This is a genomic window from Serratia grimesii NBRC 13537, assembly GCF_001590905.1.
Taxonomy (GTDB): domain Bacteria; phylum Pseudomonadota; class Gammaproteobacteria; order Enterobacterales; family Enterobacteriaceae; genus Serratia; species Serratia grimesii.
Window position 1 is genome coordinate 77250 of sequence record NZ_BCTT01000016.1, and the last position, 22057, is coordinate 99306.

Consider the following 22057-nt stretch of genomic DNA (forward strand, 5'->3'; position numbering starts at 1 on the left):
CATAACCAATAGAAAACTTGATGTAAATCGCTAATATCCCATTCATCGGATATTGAGGGTTGTCTCAGATATTCACTGTGTTAGGGTATAGGGGACTATTATTTTCTATTGGGAATTTTTTATCGTTTGATAATTCATCAGAGGAAACAGCAAATTGCATGGCAATTAAACTCGAAGTAAAGAACCTATATAAGATATTTGGCGAACATCCGGATCGCGCTTTCAAACTGATTGATAAAGGCCTGACAAAAGACCAACTGCTTGAAAAAACCGGGTTATCATTGGGCGTAAAAGACGCCTCTCTGGCCATTGAAGAAGGCGAGATATTTGTCATCATGGGGCTTTCCGGTTCCGGAAAATCTACCTTGGTACGCCTTCTCAATCGTCTGATAGAACCCACCCGCGGACAGGTGTTGATTGATGGTGAGGATATATCGAAAATATCCGACAGCGCACTGCGTGCCGTACGCCGTAATAAGATCAGCATGGTGTTTCAATCATTCGCTTTAATGCCGCATATGAATGTATTGAATAACACCGCATTCGGTATGGAATTAGCCGGTATTCCGCCGCAGGAACGTCAGGATAAAGCCCTAGAGGCCCTGCGTCAGGTCGGTCTGGAGAATTACGCTCATTCCTATCCCGATGAACTTTCCGGTGGGATGCGTCAGCGCGTTGGATTAGCCCGTGCTATGGCGAATAATCCGGATATATTATTGATGGATGAAGCTTTCTCAGCACTTGATCCATTAATTCGTACCGAAATGCAGGATGAACTGGTTAAATTACAAGCCCAGCATCAACGTACCATTGTCTTTATTTCCCACGATCTGGATGAAGCAATGCGTATTGGCGATCGTATTGCCATTATGCAAGGCGGAGAAGTGATTCAAGTCGGTACGCCGGAAGAAATATTAAATAATCCGGCCAATGATTATGTCCGTACATTCTTCCGCGGCGTCGATATCAGTCATGTCTTCAGCGCCAAGGATATTGCCAAGCGCCGCCCTGTCGCGCTTATTCGTAAAACCCCCGGTTTTGGTCCGCGTTCGGCATTACAGCTGCTGCGCGATGAAGACCGCGATTATGGTTATGTTGTTGAACGTGGAAAGAAATTTATCGGCGTTGTGTCGATAGATTCGCTCAAGCAAGCGCTCGCTGCCAATCAAACATTGGATGATGCACTGCTGGAAGCCCCCGCCCCAGTACCGGCCGATATGCCACTAAGCGAACTGATTTCATTGGTCGCCCTGGCACCTTGTGCGGTACCCGTGGTCTGCGAAGAAAATAACTATATCGGAATTATTTCCAAGGCCATGCTGTTGCAGGCCCTGGATAAAGAGGGCCCAACGAATGAGTGATACAACACAAGATCCATGGGCCACTGCGCCTGCCGACGCTGGTACCAGTGCCGCACCGGCCACTGACGCTGCAAGTTCAGCGGCACCCGCGGGCGATGCCTGGTCCAGCGCACCGCCGCCAGCCACCCACGATGCAGCCAATCAGGCTGCACAGGGCGCTGACTGGCTTAACAGTGCACCGGCGCAGCCTGAACATTTCAACCTGTTGGATCCGTTCCATAAGACCTGGGTGCCGTTTGACTCCTGGGTAACTCACGGCATTGATTGGCTGGTGCTGCACTTTCGCCCGCTATTCCAGGGGATCCGCGTACCGGTCGACTTTATCCTCAGCGGTTTTCAACAACTGCTGCTGGGCATGCCGGCACCGATCGCCATTGTGCTGTTCTCGCTGATTGCCTGGCAGCTTTCCAGCCTGGGTATGGGTGCCGCCACACTGGTCTCACTGATTGCCATCGGCGCTATTGGTGCCTGGTCGCAGGCCATGGTAACGCTGGCGCTGGTACTGACAGCCCTGTTCTTCTGTATCGTCATCGGGTTGCCGCTCGGCATCTGGCTTGCGCGCAGCAAACACGCAGGCAAGGTCATACGACCATTGCTGGACGCCATGCAAACCACACCAGCCTTCGTCTATCTGGTGCCGATCGTCATGTTGTTCGGTATCGGTAATGTGCCGGGAGTGGTAGTCACCATTATCTTTGCTCTGCCGCCGATCGTGCGTTTGACCATTCTCGGCATTAAGCAGGTACCCGAAGATCTGATCGAAGCCGCGGAATCCTTTGGTGCCAGCCCACGCCAACTGCTGTTTAAAGTGCAGCTGCCATTGGCGATGCCGACCATTATGGCCGGGGTAAACCAAACGCTGATGCTGGCACTGTCGATGGTGGTAATCGCCTCGATGATCGCCGTCGGCGGTCTGGGCCAGATGGTACTTCGTGGTATCGGTCGCCTCGATATGGGCCTGGCCGCCGTCGGTGGTGTTGGCATCGTTATCCTGGCGATTATTCTGGACCGCCTCACACAGTCTCTGGGACGCGATCGTCGCAGCAAAGGCATGGGGCGTTGGTACACGCACGGCCCAATCGGGTTAGTCGCCCGCCCATTCATCAAAAAGCCTTAATCGCCTTCCCCCGGCGCTAGCCGGGGGTATCGGTCGTCCCTATAAAATCGAAGGAATCACTATGCGCTCAACAGGAATTTGGGCTTTGGCCCTGACTTCATTGCTAAGCACACAGGCGTTCGCCGTCGAACTTCCCGGCAAAGGCGTCACAGTTAAACCCTTGCAAAGCCCCATTGCAGAAGAAAGCTTCCAGACAGAACTGGTTAACCGCGCGTTAGCAAAACTGGGCTATGACGTCCAGCCCACTGCTGAGGTGGACTATAACGTTGCCTATACCTCTATCGCCTCCGGTGATGCCACCTACATGGCAGTGAATTGGGACCCACTGCAAACCGACATGTACCAAAGCGCAGGCGGCGACAACAAATTCTATCGCCAGGGTGCCTATATCACTAATGCGGCACAGGGCTATTTGATCGATAAAAAAACCGCGGACAAATACCACATCAGTGATATTTCCCAGTTAAAAGATCCCAAGCTGGCAAAGCTGTTTGACGCTGACGGTGACGGCAAAGCCGATCTGGCTGGTTGTGAACCGGGTTGGGCGTGCAGCAACGTGATCGACACCCACATCAAAGCCTATGGTTTGAGCAACACCGTTACTCAAAACCAAGGTAACTACGCAGCCATCATCGCCGATACCCTGACCCGCTATAAGCAGGGCAAACCGGTGCTGTATTTTACCTGGACACCGTATTGGGTCAGTGATGAGCTCGTACCCGGCCGCGACGTCGTCTGGCTCACCGTTCCTTTCTCCGCCAGCCCTGGGTCTTTGAAAGACAAAGATACCGCGTTACCGAACGGTAAAAATTACGGCTTCTTCGTCAATAACGAACACATTGTTGCCAACAAACAGTGGGCACAGGCCAACCCAGCTGCGGCCAAGCTGTTCGCCATCATGAAACTGCCATTGGCAGATGTGAACGCACAGAACCTGCGTATGCATAACGGTGAGAACAGTGCCGGCGATATACAACGCCACGTAGACGGCTGGATTAAAGCCCACCAGGCCACTTTTGACGGCTGGGTCAGCACCGCTGCGGCGGCAGCGAAATAATCCCGACGTGCCGGAAATCCCGGCTTCATAACATAAAAAAGGTATTTCACTATGCGCACTACAGGAATCTGGGCCGTTGCCCTTACCACATTGATTAGCTCACAGGCGGTTTCCGCCGCGGACTTGCCGGGTAAAGGCATTAGCGTTCAGCCGGTGCAAAGCACCATCTCAGAAGAAACCTTCCAGACGCTGCTGGTCAGCAAGGCGCTGGAAAAGTTGGGCTATGACGTCAAGGACACTCGTGAAGTGGACTATAACGTCGCATACACCTCAATCGCCTCTGGCGACGCAACCTTCATGGCAGTGAACTGGCAGCCACTGCACAACGATCAATACAAGGCCGCTGGCGGTGATGCCAAATTTTATCGCGAAGGCATTTATGTAAACAACGCCGCACAGGGTTATCTGATCGACAAGAAAACCGCCGATAAGTACCACATCACCAACATTGCGCAGTTGAAAGATCCCAAAATTGCCAAATTGTTTGACTCCAACGACGACGGTAAGGCCGATCTGACCGGATGTACGCCAGGCTGGGGTTGTGAAGCGGTGATTAATCACCAGATCAAGGCCTACGGCCTGGATAAAACCGTCGAACACAACCAAGGTAACTACGCGGCGATGGTTGCCGATACCATTACCCGATACAAGGAAGGCAAACCCATCCTGTACTACACCTGGACACCTTATTGGCTCAGTGACGTACTGGTCACGGGTCGCGATGTGGTTTGGCTGCAAGTTCCTTTCTCCTCCTTGCCCGGCAGTCAGAAAGATATCGACACCAAGTTGCCCAACGGGGCCAACTATGGTTTCCCGGTGAGCGTCATGCGCATCGTCGCCAACAAACAATGGGCTGAAGCCAACCCGGCGGCCGCCAAACTGTTTGCCATCATGAAGCTACCGATTGCCGATGTGAATGCGCAGAACCTGCGCATGCATGAAGGTCAGGCATCCGAAGCCGATATCCAGAGCCACGTGAATGGCTGGATCAAGGCGCATCAGGCTACCTTTGACGGCTGGGTAAAAACCGCAGCCGAAGCTGCGAAGAAATAATCACACAGGGGCGCGGTCAGCTGCGCCCCTGCTTTCTTCACTCAACAATATCTATCCCACTAAACTGCAAAAAACGCTCAGCGGTTCTGGACAACAACTGCGGCCATACGCAATACACCTGGCGCCGTGGACCATCTTCGATCGGAATTGACACCAGCGAACTCAAACGCTGCGCCGTTGAAATCGGTACGATACCCGTCGCCAATCCGCGCCGGACCAAATTTTCCAGCCATTCAATATGATCAATTTCGAAACTGACGTGCCGCTTAATACCCGCTGCCTGAAACGCGCGGTCGGTTTGGCGTCTGGCCCCTGTACCGCTGTAAAAATCCACCAGCGGCACTTCCGACAAGGTTTGCAGATTGACTCGCTGACGACTGGCCAATGGATGTTGCGATGCCACCAGTGCCACCAATGGCTCATCGGTGAGCTGCCGATGAGATACAGGCAACATATCGATATCCCCTGGCCAGATGCCGACAAACGCCACGTCGGTTTTTTGTTGGCGGACGTCGTCCAGCAATTCTTCACTCATGCCTACGTATAGCCGGATATTCACCGCCGGATAATGACGATGGAAGTTGCCCAGTTTTTCGGTCAGATCAATCGCGTTTATGGTCGAAATAGTGCCGATGGTCAGGGTGCCGGATACCGTGCCGCTGGCCGCGAGCACGTCTTCCACCAGCGCCTGCTTCGCCGCCAACAGCCGTTGTGCAGGCTGAATAAACGCCTGCCCGGCGGTGGTCAGTCTGACCCGGCGTGAGGTACGCTCAAACAATACGCAGCCCAGTTCCTCCTCCAGTTTGGCTATCTGGTGGCTAAGGGCAGACTGCACCGTATGGCAACGCTGTGCCGCTCGAGTGAAGCTTTGTTCTTCTGCCACCGCAAGTGCAAAGCGGATCTGTTTAAGGTTCATGGCATCTATCGCAAAATGAGATTAATCAAATGAAAATTATACATTGGTTTAACGCGCTGTCCTGAACGATACTCGGCCCACTTCTTCTTATGATTAAAAACTATGAATCAAAAGCACGCACAACCGGGTCTAAGTCCAGCGTTAACCGTACTGATTGCCATAGCCACTGGCCTGGCGGTCGCCAGTAACTATTACGCGCAGCCACTGCTGGAAACCATCGCCCAGAACTTTGATCTGTCGGTGAATCAGGCCGGTTTTATTGTCACCGCCGCTCAGTTGGGCTACGCCGTTGGCCTGCTGCTATTGGTACCGCTCGGCGATATGTTTGAACGCCGCGGGTTGATTGTCTTTATGACGCTGTTGGCAGCGGGGGGCATGTTAATCACTGCCAGTTCCTCGACCTTGCCAATGATGATCCTCGGCACCGCGCTCACCGGGCTGTTCTCAGTGGTGGCGCAAATCCTGGTCCCCCTGGCGGCGACGTTGGCCCACCCGGAGAGACGCGGCAAAACTGTTGGCATTATCATGAGTGGCTTACTGCTCGGGATTCTGCTGGCACGTACTGTCGCCGGGGCACTTGCGTCGTTCGGCGGTTGGCGCACCATTTACTGGGTGGCCAGTGTGTTAATGATCCTGATGGCGCTGATTCTATGGCGCGCACTACCGCGCTATAAACAGCACTCAGGGCTGAATTACCCCCAGTTACTGAAGTCGATCTTCACCCTTTTCTGCGGTACTTCACTGCTGCGGACCCGCGCGATTCTTGGCGCACTCTCGTTCGCCAATTTCAGCGTGCTATGGACCTCCATGGCCTTTCTGCTGGCCGCACCACCCTTTGGTTATTCCGAAGGGGTTATCGGCCTGTTCGGGTTGGTCGGTGCCGCGGGAGCGTTAGCCGCCTCGCGTGCAGGACATTTAGCAGACCAAGGCAAAGCCGGTTTAACCACCACCGTTGGCCTGGTACTGTTGTTACTGTCATGGATACCCATCGCTTTCGCTAAACAATCGTTGTGGGCATTGATCGCCGGCATCCTGATCCTCGACCTGGCAGTGCAAGCCGTACACGTCACCAACCAAAGCGTGATTTACCGCATTATGCCGGAAGCGCGTAATCGCCTGACCGCCGGCTACATGACCAGCTATTTTATCGGTGGCGCACTCGGTTCACTGCTGTCAGCAACAGCTTACCAGCATGCAGGTTGGGTTGGCGTCGCAGTCGCCGGGGGTATTTTATGTCTACTCAACCTGCTGACCTGGTGGCACGGCAAGCACCATGACCCACAAGGTCCAGCGACAATCTGATTAGCAAGCGAATAGTAATATCAGGAATTTATTAGCGCCACAGGGTATAAACATTACTCACTCTCTGGTAATGTTCTGCAGATGAACTATTGATCTCTATATCCTGCGACACTAATAAAAATGCAAAGCCAAGCTGCAGAAAACCTCAATCCTCCTGCCGTCAGTTCGACCTTCACCCACGGCATCGTCGACAGTTTACCGATCGTCATCGGCTATGTGCCGGTGGCTTTCGCATTCGGCCTGAGCGCCGTTAAGCTGGGATTCTCCCCACTAGAGAGCATCTTCTTTTCCTGCATTATCTATGCGGGGGCGAGTCAGTTTGTGATCACTGCCTTGTTGAGTGCCGGTATGTCACTGTGGGTTTCCGCGCTAACCGTGATGGCAATGGACATACGGCATTTACTGTATGGCCCTGCCCTGCGCCACCGTATCATTTCGCGCATGTCTCGCGGTAAAACCGCACTCTGGGCCTTCGGTCTGACCGATGAGGTGTTTGCCGCTGCTACCGCCAAGTTAATGCGCAATAACCGCAGCTGGAGCGAAAATTGGATGCTCGGCATCTCGCTGTGCTCCTGGTTGTCATGGGTGGCGGGCACCGCTATCGGCGCACTGTTCGGCAACGGGCCGCTAGCGCAATACCCAGTAATTGAAGCATCACTGTCCTTTATGCTGCCAGCACTGTTCCTCAGTTTCCTGCTTGCAGCATTCAAACGCCCGCAAAGCCTGACTATCGCCGCGGCTCTGGCCGGCGCACTGCTCGGCGTAGTGTTATTTTCAATACCGGTGGCCATTTTAGCGGGTATCAGTGCCGGTTGTATCGCAGCGCTGTTCCAACCCACCACACAGGAGGTTATCAATGAACACTGATGTGCTGGTCATTGGCCTGGTGGTCGGCTGCGCTAATTACCTGTTCCGCTACTTACCATTACGCCTGGCACCCGCGCGTGCCCAGCCGGGCATCAAGCGAGGCAAAACAGCCCTGTTGCTCGACAGTATCGGCATCGCCTCTATCTGTGCGTTGTTGGTGGTATCCAGCACGCCAGTCGTGATGCGTGAACCAGACAAGCTGTGGCCAACCCTGGTCGGTTTCGCCGCACTGGGTCTGTGCTTCTACCGCAGCAAGAGCATCATTTTGTCGACATTGATCGGCGCAGCCGCCTTTGGCATTACATTAAAAATGTTTATGGTTTTCGGCGCGACCAGCCTTTGATTTTGTCCGTCATCCCCATTCTGAGCACTTGCTCAAAAATGAGGCATTGACAAACAACTTACAAATGACACGAATTGCTAAATTATTCGCACGGCTGAACATTTACATTATTAATCACTATCGTTACTATCTCGAACGAAATTAATGAGGCCCCAAATTATGGAAAGCTCGTTTACTCCCATTGAACAAATGCTTAATTTCCGCGCAAAACGTCAGAAAGATTTCCCTTATCAGGAGATTTTGCTGACCCGGCTGTGCATGCATATGCAAAGTAAGCTGCTGGAAAACCGCAATAAAATGCTCAAAGCACAAGGGATTAACGAAACATTGTTTATGGCGCTGATTACTCTGGATGCGCAGGAAAGCCACAGCATTCAGCCTTCTGAACTAAGCTCTGCCCTAGGGTCGTCGCGTACCAATGCCACACGTATTGCCGATGAGTTGGAAAAGCGCGGTTGGATTGAGCGTCGGGAAAGCGACAATGATCGTCGTTGCCTGCATTTGCACATGACGCCGCAGGGAGAGGAATTTCTCAACCAGTTGCTGCCACCGCAGCACAAATGTCTGCATTTCCTGTGGTCCACGCTGAACGATGACGAACAGCAGCAGCTTGAAAAGCTGACGCGCAAGCTGTTAACGCGTCTGGATCAGATGGAAGTTTCAGGACAGTTATCCCAATAACTTCTGTTCAGGTAACATACTATGCGATCCCCATTTAACTGGAGATTCACCCCACTGTTCGCTGTATTGCTGCTGGCCGGGTGTGCATCTACCGATAATATTGCCCCGCAATCCACCCTGATGGATCCGCAGAGCCTGCAACTGTCACAGCCAAAAGTCAGCTCGCTGAATGTCAGCCCGCAATGGTGGCGTTCACTTAACGATCCGCAACTTGATAGCCTGATGACCCAGACGCTGCAAAGCTCGCCGACGCTGAGACAAGCCGCGGGTCGCGTGCGAGAAGCGCAAAGTGTCGTGGGCGAAGCCAGTGCAGCCAACGGCCCGAATCTGGATCTCAACGCCAGCAGCAACCGCCAGAAAATCCCACAGAACGTCAATCTGGGACTGGGTTACCCGCATCAACCGATCTATGAATCATCTAACTCTTTGGGCCTGAATCTGGCTTATGAGTTTGACTGGTGGGGCAAATACCGCAATCAGGTTAACGCCGCCAAAGCACAGGTCGATGCGGCACGCGCCGAGCAGGAACAGGCTGCACTGACACTGACCAGTTCCGTGGCCTCCGCGTATTACCAGCTTCAAAGCAATTTCGCGCTGGAAAAGCTGCTGCAACAGGAAGTGGATAACAACCAACGCTTGGCAGACCTGCGTCAGCAGCAATATAAAGCCGGTATTACGGGTGTTGATGTTCCACAACAAACCCAGGCACAAGCTGACGGCGCCAAACAGCAGATCCTTCAACTGCAGTCGCAAATTGAACAACTTAGACACCAGTTGGCCGCACTGGCTGGCCAGGGCCCGAATGCGATGCAGCACCTGCGTCCAGTCGCGCTGCCTGCCAGTAATTTGATGGCGCCAAAAGGTGAGCTAACCGCTGACTTGCTGGGTAAACGCCCTGACATCGCAGCACAGCGCCAGTTGGTGGAGTCCTACAGCCAGCGTGTCAGTGCCGCACGTAAAGAATTTTACCCTAGCCTGACCATTTCAGCCTTTGCCGGCCTGACCACGACCAATACCAGTGGTACCAGCCCGAATCTGTTTGAAGCGGCAAGCCAAGCCTGGAACGTAGTGCCAGCGATTTCATTACCGATCTTCCATGCTGGCGCACTGCGCAGCAAGCTGGGTGAGGAATCCGCACTTTATGACCAGGCAGTCGAATCCTATAACCAGACTATCCTGAATGCCGTGCAGGAAACTGCCGATGCCATCACCGTCCAACAAAGCACTGCGCAACAGCAGTTGCAGGCGGCATCAGCGTCCCAATCGATGCAGCAGGTGTACCGCGTCGCTAACGCTCGATACCAGGCAGGGATTATCGGGCGCGACCAGTTGTTAACCAGCCAAACGCAGCTCTTGCAGCAGCAACAGGCGGAACTGAATGCCAGCAGCAACTTGTTGCAGGCGAAGATAGGACTGATCCGTGCGCTGGGTGGTGGCTATCAAGCTCCGGCCGCAGCGGATTCAAAAGCATAATAAAACGACCCAAAATAATTGGAGCGGCATCGAGACGGCAAGGGAGCGAACCCAATGAACTTACTCATGTAAGTGTATCGGGTGAGTGAGCGAAGCCAATACCGATGCCGCTTCAGTCTGAAGGGTAAAGAGAGCTTGGAGAACACCATGAGTGTAAGCGCGGAAACTCAAAACCCGCAGCAACCGGTCGGTAAGAAGAAGCAGCGTAAATTCTGGCTGCTGTTGCTAACGGTTATTTTTGTTGTTATTGGGGTGGCATATTTAGTGTATTGGTTCCTGGTGCTTCGTCATCATCAGGAAACGGACGACGCCTATGTGTCCGGTAACCAAGTGCAGATCATGGCCCAGGTTAACGGCAGCGTTAACCGCGTCAACTTCGACAATACAGATTACGTGAAACAGGGTGATGTACTGGTCACGCTCGATCCTACCGATGCTGAGCAGGCTCTCGAGCGCGCCAAAACCGGCTTGGCCAATAGCGTGCGCCAGACCCACCAGCTGATCATTAACGGTAAGCAGTATCAGGCCAACATTGCCCTGCGCAAATCTGACCTGAGTAAAGCCGAGAGTGATTTAAAGCGCCGCGTGGTGCTGGGTAGCGTTGACGCCATTGGCCGTGAAGAACTGCAACATGCTCGTGATGCGGTCGACAGTGCTAAAGCCGCGTTAGAAGTGGCCGTACAGCAATACAACGCCAATCAGGCGATGGTGCTAAATACCCCACTGGAACAGCAACCCGCGATCCAACAGTCCGCCGCGCAAGTACGCGACGCCTGGCTGGCATTGCAACGTACTCAAATTATCAGCCCGATCACCGGTTATGTGTCCCGTCGTAGCGTACAGGTTGGCGCGCAAATCGCCGCTGGTTCTCCGCTAATGGCCGTGGTGCCTGCCGATCACATCTGGGTTGATGCCAACTTCAAAGAAACCCAAATCGCCAATATGCGTATCGGCCAGTCGGCTACCGTGGTCAGTGACATTTACGGTGATGATGTGGTGTATAACGGCAAGGTCGTCGGTATCGATATGGGCACCGGTAGCGCCTTCTCGCTGCTGCCGGCACAAAATGCGACCGGTAACTGGATCAAAGTGGTTCAGCGTCTCCCGGTGCGTATTGAGCTGGACGCCAAACAAATCGCCGACCATCCGCTGCGCATTGGCTTGTCAACGCTGGTAAAAGTCGATACCACCAATCTGGATGGCCGCGTGCTGTCTGATGTGGTTCGAGATAAACCGCTGTACCAGACCGACGCACTGGCGTTGAATCTGGCGCCGGTTAACCAGATGATCGCCGACGTGATCCATGCGAATGCCGGCTAAGCGCGCGGGAGGCTACCTTGGCACAGAAACCGCTTGAAGGTGCTCAGCTCGCCTGGATGACGGTCGCGCTCGCCATGGCGACCTTTATGCAGGTGCTGGACTCCACCATTGCCAACGTGGCGATCCCAACTATTGCGGGCAACCTCGGGTCTTCTAACTCGCAGGGCACCTGGGTGATCACCTCGTTTGGCGTGGCTAACGCTATCTCGATCCCGATCACCGGCTGGCTGGCGAAGCGCGTCGGTGAAGTGCGGCTGTTCCTTTGGTCCACCGCACTGTTCGTGCTCGCGTCCTGGCTATGCGGCATCTCCAACAGTCTGGGCATGCTGATCTTCTTCCGCGTGATCCAGGGTGTGGTCGCCGGGCCATTGATCCCGCTGTCACAAAGTTTGTTGTTGAACAACTATCCGCCCGCTAAGCGAGCGATGGCCCTGGCGCTCTGGTCGATGACGGTGATCGTCGCGCCAATATTCGGGCCTATCCTAGGTGGGTATATCAGTGATAACTATCACTGGGGCTGGATCTTCTTCATCAACATCCCGATTGGCGCCGTGGTGATTCTGGTGGCAATGTCGACGTTGAAAGGCAGGGAAACCAAAACTGAGATCAAACCGATCGACACTATCGGTCTGGTGCTGTTGATCGTCGGTATTGGTTCGCTGCAGGTCATGCTCGATCAGGGTAAAGAGCTGGACTGGTTCAACTCGACCGAAATTATCGTGCTAACGGTGGTGGCGGTGGTAGCGCTGGTGTTCCTGATCATCTGGGAGCTCACGGACGACCACCCGGTGGTGGATCTGTCGCTGTTCAAGTCACGCAATTTTACCGTCGGCTGTCTGTGTATCAGTCTGGCCTACATGCTGTACTTCGGCGCCATTGTGTTATTGCCGCAGTTATTGCAGGAGGTGTATGGCTATACCGCGACCTGGGCAGGGTTGGCGTCGGCACCGATAGGACTGATACCGGTATTGCTGTCGCCGATCATCGGTAAATTCGGCAACCGACTCGATATGCGTCGACTGGTGACCTTCAGCTTCATTATGTATGCCGTGTGCTTTTACTGGCGCGCTTATACGTTTGAACCGGGAATGGACTTTGGCGCTTCGGCGTGGCCGCAGTTCGTCCAGGGCTTCGCCATTGCCTGCTTCTTTATGCCATTGACCACCATTACGCTGTCCGGCTTGCCGCCGGAGCGTATGGCGGCGGCATCGAGCCTGTCGAACTTTACCCGTACGCTAGCGGGGTCGATCGGGACGTCGATCACCACCACACTGTGGACTCAGCGTGAATCGCAGCATCACTCGCAACTGGCGGAATTTGTGAACCCTTACAGCCCTCAGTCGCAAGAGATGTATCGGCAGTTGGAACAGATTGGCATGAGCAAGCAGCAGGCGTCGGCCTATATCGCCAACGAGATCACTGCGCAGGGGCTGATTATCTCGGCTAACGAGATATTCTGGCTGTCGGCTGGGGTGTTCCTGATCCTTCTGGCGCTGGTCTGGGTGGCGAAACCGCCATTCAGCTCCGGCGGTGGGGGCGGCGGCGCTCACTAATCATTAGAAAACAAAACGGGCACCCCAGGGCGCCCGTTTTTTTATTCTTGCCCTATACCCTTTGAATTTCAAGTTGGCCGCTCTAGCGCGTCCAGCTCGCTCATCCCCAGGCGCTTACTTTAGTAAGTTACTGGGGTGAACGAGTGCAGGTAACAACGCTGCTGCTTGAAAGGCGACGGGTATATTAGGCCTGGTTTTGACGCCACCAGTCAGCCAGCAGAATACCGGTCGCGACCGATACGTTCAGGCTTTCTACCTTGCCAGTACCGCCGATAGACACGTTCATGTCGCCCTGCTGCCAGGCACTATCGCTCAGACCGTCACGCTCTTGACCCAGTACCAATACCATTTTGGCTGGCAGTTTAGCCTGCGCCAATGGCGTACCTTTATGGCTTGAAGTGGTGACAATGGCGTAACCTGCCTTGCGGAAGGTATCCAGTACCGACAGGAAGTCATCAGCACTGATCGCTTTGATGTGCTCTGCACCGCCTTCTGCAGTACGCACCGCAGCACCAGATTCCAGCAACGCTGGATCTTGCAGCAACACGCCGTTAACGCCAAAGTGAGCGCAAGAACGAACGATAGCACCCAGGTTATGCGGGTTGCCCACTTCTTCCAGCGCCAGCACACAATCTTTCGCTGGTGCTTCTTTCAGATAGGTTTGCGCATCCAGACCCTGACGCTTTTTAATCAGGAAGCAGACGCCGCCATGGTGTTCAGTACCGGACGCTTTAGCCAGCTCTTCTTCATCTACTACGTGGTAGGCTTTGCGGTTCGCCGCCATCCAACGCAGTGCTTCACGAAAACGTGGCGTAACCGACTGCACGAACCAAGCACGGACGATAGCGTCTGGGCGGCTGGCAAACAGGGCCTGACAGGCGTTCTCACCGTAAACGCGGGTTTCTTCCGCACGTTGACGACGTAACTGCTCTGGATCGATAAAGCTTTTACCGCTGATACCACCATGATCGAACGCCGGCTCTTCTTCCGGGCCACGTGACACGGTTTTCCATGGCGAATCATAACCGCCACGGTCTTCAGTACGCGCTGGACGGCGAGGACGATCGCTTTCACTGCGGCGGGAATCAGTACCAGAGCCGCGGCGATCATTGTTGCCGCGTGGCTTGTCCTGACCGGTACGGCCCGAAGAGCGCGCACCGTCTGCCGGACGGCCTTTGCCGGCCGGACGCTTATTCTTGTTACGGTCGTCGCTGCTGCTGTCATCGTCGCTGCGGACGTACATCACTTTAACTTTACCGTTCTTGCCACTAAATGAATCGTTCATTTTCTTCTCCACCAACGCGCAGGGCGCGAAGATTACCTGATGTTGGGGTGCTAAGCCACCTACTTGCGCTAAAAGCTAACAACTATCGTATTCATTGAACAAACCTCTTTGTTCCTTGCCGCACTTTTAACGATAATAAGCAGCATTAAAGAAACATATCCGCAACCCGAGTGCGGTTTGTCGTGCTTTCTCAGTATCCGAGGTCATCATGAATACAGTCTGTCCAGCTTGTAATGCCACCAACCGCGTCCCTGAAGAACGTGTGGCTGACGGTGCGAAATGCGGCCGCTGCGGCCATGCGTTATTTGACGGCGAGGTGATTAATGCCACCGCCGCGACACTGGACCAGTTGCTGCAGGACGATCTGCCGGTCGTGGTCGATTTTTGGGCCCCATGGTGCGGACCTTGCGTCAATTTTGCCCCAATCTTCGAAGACGTTGCCGAAGAGCGTACCGGTAAAGTCCGCTTCGTGAAGGTGAACACCGAGGCAGAGCCAGAACTGAGCGCTCGCTTCCGCATCCGCAGCATTCCGACCATCATGCTATTCCGTGATGGGAAAATGGTCGACATGCTCAACGGCGCCATGCCGAAAACGCCGTTCGATAACTGGCTCAATGAACTAGTTTAACGCAGAAAGTATAGGCGGTGTTGCCCATTGTGGATGACGACGCCATGACTCAATCCAGCCCGAACGCTCCCGTCGGGCTTTTTTCTGCGTTACAATGCCGGTTTTCCCCGGAATATTTATGACCGACAACGCCGTACTTCGCCTGCGCCAATTTCGCCTGGAACGCTCTACTCGCCCCTTTCTGGCGCGCGGCAACCGCATACCGCGTTGTCAGGGTTGCCTGCTGCCGCATAAAAACTGCCTGTGCGACACTATTCAACCACAGCCCGCCACCAGCCGTTTCTGCCTGATCATGTTTGGTGCCGAACCGTTGAAACCGAGCAATACCGGCCGCTTGATTGCCGACATTCTGCCGGACACTCAAGCATTCCTTTGGTCGCGCACCGAGGTTGACCCCGCTCTGTTGACGGCGATTAACGATCCCGAACGCCAGCCTTACGTGGTGTTTCCCGCGTCCTATGCCGCACCTGAACGGCCGGTATTCAGCGAACTGCCTGACGGTGGCAAACCGCCGCTATTCATTATGCTCGACGGCACCTGGACCGAGGCAAGTAAAATGTTCCGTAAAAGCCCGTACCTCAATCAGTTCCCGGTGTTCTCACTCAACGTGACCGCTGCATCTAACTACCAACTGCGTGAAGCCAGCCGCACTGAGCAACACTGCACGGCAGAAGTCGCCACAGCACTATTGCAACAGGCCGGTGATGTAGCCGCCGCAGACGGACTGGCCGAGCATTTTCGCTACTTCCGCCAACAGTATCTGGCAGGGAAACCTACGCGCCCAGAGGCACCGGTCACAGCAAAGCCGTCTCAAAACGTCTAGAATCAGGCAGTAACGTGGCTACCGCCAATACAGTCGAAATAGCGGTCGAGGGTAACTGAATGCCTCTCTGAAAGTTGAGCTTACTCAGCAGCCAGGTAAGTGACGGCAATCAGCGTCCCTGTTATTTCGAAGGATGAAGGATATAAAGGAGTCGTGCATGAGCCAGCGAGGGTTAGAAGCGCTTTTACGTCCTAAATCGATTGCCGTTCTCGGCGCTTCACAACAACCTGGCCGCGCCGGCAACCTGATGATGAGCAACCTGCTGGCTGGTGGATTCAACGGGCCCGTGATGCCCGTCACGCCGCGTTACAAGGCCGTATGCGGGGTGATGGCTTACCCAGACGTCGCCAGTCTGCCTATCAGCCCCGACCTGGCAATACTGTGCACCCATGCTGAGCGGAACCTTGCATTAATTCAGGCTCTGGGTGAGCGCGGTTGCAAAACCGCCATTGTTCTCTCCTCTCCACCAGAACAGTTCGCCGAGTTAAAAGCTTATGCGCAGCGTTATTCGATGCGCCTGCTGGGGCCAAACAGTCTGGGCCTGCTGGCCCCCTGGCAAGGTATCAATGCCAGTTTCTCGCCGGTCCCGATCCTCAAGGGCAAACTGGCGTTCATTTCTCAGTCCGCCGCGGTAGCCAATACCATTCTCGACTGGGCGCAACAACGTGAAGTCGGTTTTTCCTATTTTATCGCGCTCGGCGATAGCCTGGATATTGACGTCGACGACCTGCTGGACTTTCTGGCGCGCGACAGTAAAACCAGCGCTATCTTGCTGTATCTGGAAAACATCAGCGATGCGCGCCGCTTTTTATCCGCATCCCGCAGTGCTTCACGCAACAAGCCGATTTTGGTCGTCAAGAGTGGTCGCAGTCAGCAAGCTCAGTTATTGCTTAACAGCCAGCAAGGGCTAGATGCCGCCTACGATGCTGCTATTCAACGTGCCGGGTTACTGCGCGTGCAGGATACTCATGAGCTGTTTTCCGCGGTGGAAACCCTGAGCCATATGCACCCGCTGCGCGGAGAACGGTTGATGATTGTCAGCAACGGTACCGCACCTGCTGCAATGGCTCTGGACGAGCTGTTGGGCCGCAATGGCAAGCTGGCGCAGTTAGGGGACGAGATCCTGACGCAGCTTGGCGAGGCTTTGCCCGAGTTTATCCTCGCCGGCAACCCGATTGACCTGCGTGATGACGCGACACCGCAACGTTATCTGGCGGCGGTTAAAACGCTGCTCGACAGCCATGACTATGACGCCTTGCTGCTGATCCACGCTCCAAGCGCTGCGGCCCCTGGTACGATCACGGCTGAACGTATTATTGAAGCCATCCGCCAACACCCACGTGGCAAACGCATTACCCTGCTCACCAATTGGTGCGGCGAATATTCGTCGCAGGAAGCGCGGCGACTATTTACCGAGGCCGGTATTCCCACCTACCGCACTCCGGAAGGAGCAGTAACCGCGTTTATGCATATGGTGGAGTATCGCCGTAATCAGAAACAGCTGAAAGAGACCCCAGCATTGCCAATAGGTTTGACGGCCAATACTGCCGATGCTCATAGGCTGATTCAGCAGGCATTGTCCGAAGGCGCGACGCAGCTCGATACCCATGAAGTGCAATCGATTCTGCAGGCCTATGATCTGACAACACTACCCACCTGGATTGCCGAAGACAGCGCCGAGGCAGTGCATATTGCCGAACAGATTGGTTACCCGGTAGCGCTCAAACTGCGTTCACCCGATATTCCCCATAAGTCTGAAGTTCAGGGCGTCATGCTCTACTTACGTACCGCGACCGAAGTGCAGCGTGCCGCAGAAGCTATTCTCGATCGCGTTAAACGCACTTATCCGCAGGCTCGTATTCACGGTCTGTTGGTACAGAGTATGGCGAATCGTGCCGGGGCACAGGAACTGCGTATTGCTGTTGAACAAGATGCCATTTTTGGCCCGCTGATCATGCTGGGCGAAGGCGGGATTGAATGGCGACAGGAAAATCAGGTTTCCGTAGCTCTGCCCCCATTAAATATGGCACTGGCACGCTATCTGGTGCTGCAGGCCGTGAAAGGAGGCAAAATCCGCGGACGCAGTGCCCTCAGACCGCTTGATATTCCTGGGCTGAGCCGTCTGTTGGTGCAGGTGTCTAACTTGATTCTCGATTGCCCGGAAATCACGCGGCTGGACATCCACCCGGTATTGGCTTCCGGCAGCGAATTCACCCTACTCGACGTTTCCATGCAACTTGCTCCGTTTACGGGTGATCCACAAGCCCGTCTGGCTATCCGCCCTTATCCACATGAGCTGGAAGAAACCATTGAATTGAAAGACAGTTCACATTGTCTGTTCAGGCCGATCTTGCCGGAAGACGAACCGGCGTTGAAACACTTTATTGATCGCGTGACCAAGGAAGATCTCTATTATCGCTACTTCAGCGAGATCAACGAGTTTACCCATGACGATTTGGCTAACATGACGCAGATCGACTACGATCGGGAGATGGCTTTTGTTGCCGTGCGTGATGAACAAATCATTGGCGTAACGCGCGCCCTTTCCGACCCAGACAATATCGATGCGGAGTTCGCCGTACTGGTACGTTCCGATCTGAAAGGGCTTGGTTTAGGGCGACAACTGTTGGAGAAAATGATCGCTTATGCTCGTGCCCACGGGCTGACCCGCCTGACCGGGATCACCATGCCAAACAATCGCGGAATGATCGGGTTGGCACAGAGACTGGGCTTTGGCATTGATGTGCAACTTGAGGACGGTATCGTCAATTTGACCCTGCCGTTGCAAGCGGAGGATGCGCAGTGACCTATGTCGCAATGCGCTACGAATCCACCACTTAACGCCAAAACATACGCACAATCGGGGCAACTAGTGGTATTATCGCCCGATTATTCGATTTATTGTTTTTCCGTATTTGGCGTTCAGGCCATCTAATCATGAGAGAAGAAGCGCACTGTGATGTTGTCAAAATTTAAACGTAGCAAACATCAACAACACCTTGCACAACTGCCCAAACTCCCTCAGACGGTAGCTGATGTACGCACCTTGTACACGCCGTCTGACTACCGCGCTACGCTGCTGGACTTAATCGCTCACGCCACCAAACGTATTTATCTGGTCGCTTTGTATCTGGAACACGACGACGCCGGACGCGATATCCTCAACGCCCTTTATCAGGCGAAGCAACGATGCCCGGAGCTGGAGGTTTGCATTCTGGTCGACTGGCATCGTGCCCAGCGTGGACGTATCGGAGCCGCAGCCGCCAATACCAACGCTGACTGGTACTGCGCCATGGCGGACCAGCACCCAGGGTTGCCGGTGCCGATATATGGCGTGCCCGTCAATACCCGTGAAGCCTTGGGCGTGTTGCACCTGAAAGGCTTTGTGATCGACGATACCGTGATTTATAGCGGTGCCAGTATCAACGACGTGTACTTACATCAGCACGAGAAATACCGTTACGATCGTTACCAGTTGATCACCAACGGTGAGTTGGCTAATACTCTGATCGATTACATCAAACAGCACCTATTGTCCGCGGGTGCCGTACAACGATTGGATCGTGACGATCGTCCGAAAAGCCCGGAGATCAAAAACGAAACTCGCCTTTTCCGCTTTGGCCTGCGCCGCGCCGGTTATCAGTTTCGCAATAAGGCGGGCAACGACGAGCTTGCAGTAACGCCTCTGGTTGGGCTGGGCAAACAAAGTGTGTTGAATAAAACGATTCACCATCTGATGTCCTGCGCCGATCAAAAACTGACGCTGTGTACTCCTTACTTCAATCTCCCGGCGTTACTGGTGCGCAATATCATTTATCTGCTGCGTGAAGGTAAACAGGTAGAGATCATTGTTGGCGATAAAACCGCTAATGACTTCTATATTCCGGAAGATCAGCCGTTCAAAATTATCGGTGCGTTACCTTACCTGTATGAAATCAACCTACGGCGCTTTCTCAGCCGCCTGCAGCGGTATGTCGATACCGGTCAGTTGATTGTTCGTTTATGGAAAGACGGCGATAACAGCTATCACCTGAAGGGCATGTGGGTAGATGATGAATGGCAGTTGATTACCGGTAATAACCTCAATCCACGAGCTTGGCGGTTGGATCTGGAGAATGCCATTCTCATTCACGATCCTAAGCAAGAGTTACGTGAGCAGCGACACAAAGAGTTGGAGTGCATCCGTACCCATACCACCGTGGTGGGACACTACCTGGAATTACAAAGCATTCAGCAGTATCCGATTAAAGTTCGCAAACTGATCCGTCGTCTGCGCCGTATCCGCATCGATCGATTGATTAGCCGTATACTGTAATCCCGCTATAATTCAGCTATCGCAGACCCCGGCCAATGCCGGGGTTTTTTATATGCCATGACAACAGGATGTTTTCATTATGCGCCCACTCCACTGCCTGGCCGTGCTCCCCTTCTTACTCTTCACCAGCGGTTGCACTCATTTGGCCAATGACAGCTGGACCGGTAAGGACAAAGCACAGCATTTTGTTGCTTCAGCTGCCTTTGCTGCCGCCGGTGCTGCGTATGGCGATCATCAAAACTGGAGTGAAGCCCGTAGCCGGAGTTTCGGTCTGATGTTCTCGATCGGGCTCGGTGCCGCCAAAGAACTGTATGACAGTCGTGAAGGCGGCACCGGTTGGAGCTGGAAGGACTTTGCCTGGGATGTTGCGGGCGCGGCGACCGGTTACAGCCTGTATCACGCAACTCGCTGATTCATAGTTGGATCTCTTTTCCTTTACGATGCAGCCTGAGCGAAACAATCAACGCCAGCAGACACATGCCAGAAACATACCAGAAGAAGGCATTCTCCGCGCCGAACGATTTCAGCGACAACGCCACATATTCTGCTGACCCACCAAACATCGCGTTAGCTACTGCGTAGGATAGCCCAACCCCTAATGCCCTCACTTCCGGCGGGAACATCTCCGCTTTCAGTAATCCACTGATCGAGGTATAGAAACTCACAATAAACAGCGCCAGGACGATCAGGCCGAATGCGGCATAAGGGTTAGTCACATTTTTTAGCGTTAGCAGGATCGGTACCGTCAATAAGGTCGCAAACGAGGCGAAGATCAGCATTGAACTACGGCGGCCAATCTTGTCCGATAATGCCCCGACTAACGGTTGTAATAGCATGTAGATAAATAACGCAGCGGTCATGATGCCGCTGGCCAACTTGGCGTCCATTCCAGACGTGTTGACTAAATACTTCTGCATATAAGTGGTGAAGGTGTAAAAGCTCAATGAGCCACCGGCAGTAAAGCCCAGTACCATCAGAAAGGCTTTCCGGTTTTTCCACAATCCTTTCAGTGAACCGGCGTCTTTATGGTTACGGGTTTTGGCATCGGAGGTTTCATTCAATGAGCGGCGCAGATACAAGGCAACCACGGCCAATACTGCCCCAATGGCAAAAGGAATACGCCAGCCCCAAGCTTTGAGCTCTCCGGCAGAGAGGATTTGTTGTAACGCAACCAGAACCAGCAACGCCAGTAATTGGCCACCGATCAGCGTCACATATTGAAAAGAAGCATAGAACCCACGCCGCCCCTTTATTGCCACCTCACTCATATAGGTGGCACTGGTACCGTATTCACCGCCCACGGATAATCCCTGGAACAACCGCGCAATCAACAGCAGCGCCGGAGCCCAACTCCCGATTGATTCGTAAGTCGGTAAACAGGCGATCACCAGCGATCCTGCGCACATCATGCAGACTGAAATCAACATCGAGTTTTTACGGCCATGCTTATCGGCGATATAACCGAATAGCCAGCCACCGATCGGGCGCATAAAGAAACCAGCAGCAAAGACGCCAGCAGTTTGCAGTAATTGGGTCGTGCTGTTACCTGCTGGGAAAAATGAAGCGGCAAAGTAAATAGAACAAAAGGAATAGACGTAAAAATCAAACCATTCCACCAGGTTTCCCGACGACGCCCCTACAATGGCAAAAATACGCTTCTTTTTGTCCTGAATTGCCAGATCAGCGCCTTCTCTATCCTCAATGACCGAGGTTGTTTCTGTCATTTTATATTCTCCGAGCCGAATAAATCATGAGGTCGGCGTCCTGCCGATCATAATGTAAATCAATTGTTAGTATTTAGTTAACAATTAAAACAAATAGCGGGCGAAGAATATAGCGTGATTTATGTGATGCGCATTGAAGAGTGGTATGAAATTAAGTGGAATGGTGGCAATTTATTTATAGCAGACACAGCAAAAAGCCCCATGCTTACGCATGAGGCTTTCTACTTTGTTTGATGCCT

At 53.6% G+C, this 22057-nt stretch carries 19 protein-coding genes; 16 read left to right on the top strand and 3 right to left on the bottom strand.

Annotation, left to right across the window (positions count from 1 at the left end):
- Positions 1-158: 158 nt before the first annotated feature.
- The 4 genes from proV (at position 159) to proX (SGR01S_RS19930) (ending at position 4588) form a co-directional block, all read left to right on the top strand.
- The gene (gene proV, locus SGR01S_RS19915) at positions 159-1361 is read left to right on the top strand and encodes a glycine betaine/L-proline ABC transporter ATP-binding protein ProV (protein WP_037422262.1); all 1203 of its coding nucleotides are present in this window, start codon (positions 159-161) and stop codon (positions 1359-1361) included.
- Entirely contained in the window at positions 1354-2478 is a 1125-nt protein-coding gene (gene proW / locus SGR01S_RS19920; protein ID WP_061808377.1) for a glycine betaine/L-proline ABC transporter permease ProW, read from the top strand. Before proV ends, proW begins: the two co-directional genes overlap by 8 nt.
- A gap of 61 nt (positions 2479-2539) precedes the next feature.
- The gene (gene proX / locus SGR01S_RS19925) at positions 2540-3535 is read left to right on the top strand and encodes a glycine betaine/L-proline ABC transporter substrate-binding protein ProX (RefSeq protein WP_061808378.1); all 996 of its coding nucleotides are present in this window, start codon (positions 2540-2542) and stop codon (positions 3533-3535) included.
- Between the two features lie 51 nt (positions 3536-3586).
- On the top strand, positions 3587-4588 hold the full coding sequence (gene proX, locus SGR01S_RS19930) for a glycine betaine/L-proline ABC transporter substrate-binding protein ProX (protein WP_061808379.1): 1002 nt from the start codon (positions 3587-3589) through the stop codon (positions 4586-4588).
- Between the two features lie 37 nt (positions 4589-4625).
- On the opposite strand, the gene SGR01S_RS19935 is transcribed toward proX (SGR01S_RS19930), so the two are convergent.
- Positions 4626-5504, bottom strand: coding sequence for a LysR family transcriptional regulator (locus tag SGR01S_RS19935; RefSeq protein ID WP_037422279.1), 879 nt, complete (start codon positions 5502-5504; stop codon positions 4626-4628).
- Positions 5505-5606: 102 nt separating this feature from the next.
- Between SGR01S_RS19935 and SGR01S_RS19940 the strand changes: the two genes are divergently transcribed.
- The 7 genes from SGR01S_RS19940 to emrB all read left to right on the top strand — a co-directional run bounded on the left by SGR01S_RS19940 (position 5607) and on the right by emrB (position 13043).
- Positions 5607-6806: an MFS transporter gene (locus SGR01S_RS19940; protein WP_061808380.1), complete on the top strand. Its 1200-nt coding sequence runs from the start codon at positions 5607-5609 to the stop codon at positions 6804-6806.
- 120 nt (positions 6807-6926) lie between these two features.
- Positions 6927-7673, top strand: coding sequence for an AzlC family ABC transporter permease (locus SGR01S_RS19945; RefSeq protein ID WP_061808381.1), 747 nt, complete (start codon positions 6927-6929; stop codon positions 7671-7673).
- Positions 7663-8016 (top strand): L-valine transporter subunit YgaH, encoded by a 354-nt coding sequence (ygaH, locus tag SGR01S_RS19950; protein ID WP_037422290.1) that lies wholly within the window; start codon positions 7663-7665, stop codon positions 8014-8016. Before SGR01S_RS19945 ends, ygaH begins: the two co-directional genes overlap by 11 nt.
- A 159-nt stretch (positions 8017-8175) precedes the next feature.
- On the top strand, positions 8176-8697 hold the full coding sequence (gene mprA, locus SGR01S_RS19955; protein WP_037422292.1) for a transcriptional repressor MprA: 522 nt from the start codon (positions 8176-8178) through the stop codon (positions 8695-8697).
- 21 nt (positions 8698-8718) lie between these two features.
- Positions 8719-10170 (top strand): efflux transporter outer membrane subunit, encoded by a 1452-nt coding sequence (locus SGR01S_RS19960; protein ID WP_061808382.1) that lies wholly within the window; start codon positions 8719-8721, stop codon positions 10168-10170.
- Positions 10171-10317: 147 nt separating this feature from the next.
- The gene (gene emrA, locus SGR01S_RS19965) at positions 10318-11490 is read left to right on the top strand and encodes a multidrug efflux MFS transporter periplasmic adaptor subunit EmrA (protein WP_061808383.1); all 1173 of its coding nucleotides are present in this window, start codon (positions 10318-10320) and stop codon (positions 11488-11490) included.
- A 17-nt stretch (positions 11491-11507) separates the two neighbouring features.
- Complete coding sequence (emrB, locus tag SGR01S_RS19970) at positions 11508-13043, top strand: multidrug efflux MFS transporter permease subunit EmrB (RefSeq protein WP_037422298.1); 1536 nt, start codon at positions 11508-11510, stop codon at positions 13041-13043.
- Positions 13044-13227: 184 nt separating this feature from the next.
- Here the strand turns inward: emrB and SGR01S_RS19975 are convergent, their stop codons facing one another.
- Positions 13228-14328 (bottom strand): tRNA/rRNA methyltransferase, encoded by a 1101-nt coding sequence (locus SGR01S_RS19975; protein ID WP_061808384.1) that lies wholly within the window; start codon positions 14326-14328, stop codon positions 13228-13230.
- A 208-nt stretch (positions 14329-14536) separates the two neighbouring features.
- Here SGR01S_RS19975 and trxC point away from each other — a divergent pair, with 208 nt between their 5' ends.
- The 5 genes from trxC (at position 14537) to SGR01S_RS20000 (ending at position 20506) form a co-directional block, all read left to right on the top strand.
- Positions 14537-14956, top strand: coding sequence for a thioredoxin TrxC (gene trxC / locus SGR01S_RS19980; RefSeq protein WP_061808385.1), 420 nt, complete (start codon positions 14537-14539; stop codon positions 14954-14956).
- 118 nt (positions 14957-15074) lie between these two features.
- Positions 15075-15779: a tRNA-uridine aminocarboxypropyltransferase gene (locus tag SGR01S_RS19985; protein ID WP_061808386.1), complete on the top strand. Its 705-nt coding sequence runs from the start codon at positions 15075-15077 to the stop codon at positions 15777-15779.
- A gap of 157 nt (positions 15780-15936) precedes the next feature.
- Complete coding sequence (locus tag SGR01S_RS19990; RefSeq protein ID WP_061808387.1) at positions 15937-18585, top strand: bifunctional acetate--CoA ligase family protein/GNAT family N-acetyltransferase; 2649 nt, start codon at positions 15937-15939, stop codon at positions 18583-18585.
- Positions 18586-18738: 153 nt separating this feature from the next.
- Positions 18739-20094, top strand: coding sequence for a CDP-diacylglycerol--serine O-phosphatidyltransferase (gene pssA / locus SGR01S_RS19995; protein WP_061808388.1), 1356 nt, complete (start codon positions 18739-18741; stop codon positions 20092-20094).
- Positions 20095-20173: 79 nt separating this feature from the next.
- A complete protein-coding gene (locus tag SGR01S_RS20000) occupies positions 20174-20506 on the top strand; it encodes a YfiM family lipoprotein (protein ID WP_037422313.1) in 333 nt (110 codons plus the stop codon).
- 1 nt (position 20507) lies between these two features.
- Here SGR01S_RS20000 and SGR01S_RS20005 read toward each other — a convergent pair whose 3' ends face one another.
- Positions 20508-21818 (bottom strand): MFS family transporter, encoded by a 1311-nt coding sequence (locus tag SGR01S_RS20005; RefSeq protein WP_061808389.1) that lies wholly within the window; start codon positions 21816-21818, stop codon positions 20508-20510.
- Positions 21819-22057: the final 239 nt, after the last annotated feature.

Coding starts and splice junctions, on each gene's coding strand:
- proV (WP_037422262.1), top strand. CDS start 159: ATGGCAATTAAACTCGAAGTAAAGAACCTATATAAGATATTTGGCGAA.
- proW (WP_061808377.1), top strand. CDS start 1,354: ATGAGTGATACAACACAAGATCCATGGGCCACTGCGCCTGCCGACGCT.
- proX (WP_061808378.1), top strand. CDS start 2,540: ATGCGCTCAACAGGAATTTGGGCTTTGGCCCTGACTTCATTGCTAAGC.
- proX (WP_061808379.1), top strand. CDS start 3,587: ATGCGCACTACAGGAATCTGGGCCGTTGCCCTTACCACATTGATTAGC.
- SGR01S_RS19935 (WP_037422279.1), bottom strand. CDS start 5,504: ATGAACCTTAAACAGATCCGCTTTGCACTTGCGGTGGCAGAAGAACAA.
- SGR01S_RS19940 (WP_061808380.1), top strand. CDS start 5,607: ATGAATCAAAAGCACGCACAACCGGGTCTAAGTCCAGCGTTAACCGTA.
- SGR01S_RS19945 (WP_061808381.1), top strand. CDS start 6,927: ATGCAAAGCCAAGCTGCAGAAAACCTCAATCCTCCTGCCGTCAGTTCG.
- ygaH (WP_037422290.1), top strand. CDS start 7,663: ATGAACACTGATGTGCTGGTCATTGGCCTGGTGGTCGGCTGCGCTAAT.
- mprA (WP_037422292.1), top strand. CDS start 8,176: ATGGAAAGCTCGTTTACTCCCATTGAACAAATGCTTAATTTCCGCGCA.
- SGR01S_RS19960 (WP_061808382.1), top strand. CDS start 8,719: ATGCGATCCCCATTTAACTGGAGATTCACCCCACTGTTCGCTGTATTG.
- emrA (WP_061808383.1), top strand. CDS start 10,318: ATGAGTGTAAGCGCGGAAACTCAAAACCCGCAGCAACCGGTCGGTAAG.
- SGR01S_RS19975 (WP_061808384.1), bottom strand. CDS start 14,328: ATGAACGATTCATTTAGTGGCAAGAACGGTAAAGTTAAAGTGATGTAC.
- trxC (WP_061808385.1), top strand. CDS start 14,537: ATGAATACAGTCTGTCCAGCTTGTAATGCCACCAACCGCGTCCCTGAA.
- SGR01S_RS19985 (WP_061808386.1), top strand. CDS start 15,075: ATGACCGACAACGCCGTACTTCGCCTGCGCCAATTTCGCCTGGAACGC.
- SGR01S_RS19990 (WP_061808387.1), top strand. CDS start 15,937: ATGAGCCAGCGAGGGTTAGAAGCGCTTTTACGTCCTAAATCGATTGCC.
- pssA (WP_061808388.1), top strand. CDS start 18,739: ATGTTGTCAAAATTTAAACGTAGCAAACATCAACAACACCTTGCACAA.
- SGR01S_RS20000 (WP_037422313.1), top strand. CDS start 20,174: ATGCGCCCACTCCACTGCCTGGCCGTGCTCCCCTTCTTACTCTTCACC.
- SGR01S_RS20005 (WP_061808389.1), bottom strand. CDS start 21,818: ATGACAGAAACAACCTCGGTCATTGAGGATAGAGAAGGCGCTGATCTG.